Source organism: Longimicrobium terrae (genome assembly GCF_014202995.1).
Classification (GTDB): Bacteria; Gemmatimonadota; Gemmatimonadetes; order Longimicrobiales; family Longimicrobiaceae; genus Longimicrobium; species Longimicrobium terrae.
In genome coordinates this window covers 1-2,887 of the sequence record NZ_JACHIA010000047.1, presented here as the reverse complement: position 1 = coordinate 2,887, position 2,887 = coordinate 1, and the positions used below count along the sequence as shown (strand labels likewise).

Genomic DNA, 2,887 nt, shown 5'->3' with positions numbered 1-2,887 from the left:
CCCAGGAAGATTCATCTCTGGAGGGGCTTCCCACTTAGATGCGTTCAGCGGTTATCCCTTCCCAACGTAGCTACCCGGCACTGCCGCTGGCGCGACAACCGGTACACCAGAGGTTGGTCCGTCCCGGTCCTCTCGTACTAAGGACGGCTTCCATCAATCTTCCAACGCCCACGACGGATACAGACCGAACTGTCTCACGACGTTCTGAACCCAGCTCGCGTACCGCTTTAACCGGCGAACAGCCGGACCCTTGGGACCTTCTCCAGCCCCAGGATGCGATGAGCCGACATCGAGGTGCCAAACCGCCCCGTCGATGTGAACTCTCGGGGGCGATAAGCCTGTTATCCCCGGCGTACCTTTTATCCGTTGAGCGACGACCCTTCCACACGGGATCGCCGGATCACTAACGCCTGCTTTCGCACCTGCTCGACTTGTTGGTCTCGCAGTCAAGCTCCCTTATGCGTTTACGCTCTCTACGCGCGATTGCCGACCGCGCTGAGGGAACCATTGCGCGCCTCCGCTACGCTTTAGGAGGCGACCGCCCCAGTCAAACTGCCCGCCTGACACGGTCCCTGTCCCGGATTCACGGGACGAGGTTAGGTCTCCAATATCACCAGGGTGGTATTTCACTGATGGCTCCACGAGCCCTGGCGGGCCCGTCTCACAGCCTCCCACCTATGCTACACAAGTGGTACCGAAGAGCAATGTCAGGGTGCAGTAAAGGTGCACGGGGTCTTTTTGTCCTGTCGCGGGTACTCGGTATCCTCACCGAGACTCCAATTTCGCCGAGCTTGTGGAGGAGACAGCGCTCAAGTCGTTACGCCATTCGTGCAGGTCGGAACTTACCCGACAAGGAATTTCGCTACCTTAGGACCGTTATAGTTACGGCCGCCGTTTACCGGGGCTTCGATTCAAAGCTTCACCCTTGCGGGCTGACCTCTCCTCTTAACCTTCCGGCACCGGGCAGGCGTCAGTGCCTATACGTCGTCTTGCGCGACTTTGCAGACACCTGTGTTTTTGCTAAACAGTCGCTTGAGCCGATTCTCTGCGGCCTCTTTCCCCTTCTGCCGGCAAGCGGCAGTCAAGTACCGAAGGCTCCCCTTCTCCCGAAGTTACGGGGACATTTTGCCGAGTTCCTTCTCCACAGTTCACTCGCGCACCTGAGGCTACTCGCCTCGCCTACGTGTGTCCGTTTGCGGTACGGTCACAAGACGTACTCCCCGCCGAGGCTTTTCTCGGCAGCCTGATTACATGGACTCCCAGAGGGCGAACCCTCCAGTTGGCATCGGATCTCGGCTACCCAGGTCTTTTATCCCCCGGGACCGCCTACCTCCTTGCACCGGGACTACCGCCGCCCGGCCCCACTCTCACTCCTGCGTCCCCCCTGCGGGTCAAACGCACGTCCTGTGGTACGGGAATATTCACCCGTTTCCCATCGTCTACGCCCTTCGGCCTCGACTTAGGGTCCGACTAACCCAGGGCGGACGAGCCTGCCCCTGGAAACCTTAGGCTTTCGGTGCGGGGGATTCTCACCCCCGTTATCGCGTACTCATTCCGGCATCCTCACTTCCAGCCGCTCCACGGGAAGGTTTCCACCCCCGCTTCTCCGCTACTGGAACGCTCCCCTACCACTCATCCCTAAGGATGAATCCCTGGCTTCGGCGGCGGACTTACAAGTCCCGACCATTATCGGCGCAGGCGCACTTGACTGGTGAGCTATTACGCACTCTTTCAAGGCATGGCTGCTTCTAAGCCAACCTCCCAGTTGTCAATGCACACCCACATCCTTTCTCACTTAGCCCGCACTTTGGGGCCTTAGCCGAGGGTCTGGGCTCTTTCCCTCTCGCGCACGGACATTATCGCTCGTGCACTGTCTCCCGGAGTCCATGTCCACGGCATTCGGAGTTTGATAGGAGTTGGTAACCCGGTGGGGCCCCGCGTCCTTTCAGTGCTCTACCTCCGCGACACACGCTCCGAGGCACTACCTCAATAGTTTTCGGGGAGAACCAGCTATCTCCGAGCTTGATTGGCCTTTCACCCCTACCCACAGCTCATCCCAATCTTTTTCAACAGAAACGGGTTCGGACCTCCACTCCGTGTTACCGGAGCTTCATCCTGGCCATGGGTAGATCGCTTCGGTTTCGGGTCTACCGCCACGTACTGAACGCCCTGTTCAGACTCGCTTTCGCTTCGGCTGCGCAACTGAGTTGCTTAACCTCGCACGTGACGAGTAACTCGCCGGATCATAATGCAAAAGGCACGCAGTCAGGAGCCTAAGCCCCCTCCTACCGCTTGCAGGCACACGGTTTCAGGTTCTATTTCACTCGCCGTCAGGCGTTCTTTTCACCTTTCCCTCACGGTACTGGTGCACTATCGGTCACGGACGAGTATGTAGCCTTGGAGGGTGGTCCCCCCAGATTCCGACGGGGTTTCTCGTGTCCCGCCGTACTCAGGTACCAGAGCCACTCGTGAAGACCATGTTTCGCGTACGGGACTCTCACCCCCTGCGGTAGGCCGTTCCAGGCCGCTTCCGCTACATGGCTCCATCGAGCGGGACATGCCCCGCTCCGGCCCTACAACCCCAGATCCGAAGACCTGGTTTGGGCTCCTCCCGTTTCGCTCGCCGCTACTCAGGGAATCTCGTTTGATTTCTTTTCCTGGGGATACTTAGATGTTTCAGTTCTCCCCGTTGGCCCCTCATCCCCTATGTATTCAGGGTGAGGTGACAGCCCATGACGGCTGCCGGGTTTCCCCATTCGGGCATCTCCGGATCAACGCTTACGTGCAGCTCCCCGAAGCTTATCGCAGCTTATCGCGCCCTTCTTCGCCTGTCCGTGCCAAGGCATCCACCGTGCGCCCTACTTTCGCTTGACCGGATATGCTCGCT

General features: G+C 59.0%; 1 rRNA gene. It reads right to left on the bottom strand.

What is annotated here, in order from left to right:
* Positions 1-2,874 (bottom strand): 23S ribosomal RNA (locus HNQ61_RS28150); the annotation flags it as partial.
* Between the last annotated feature and the right edge of the window lie 13 nt (positions 2,875-2,887).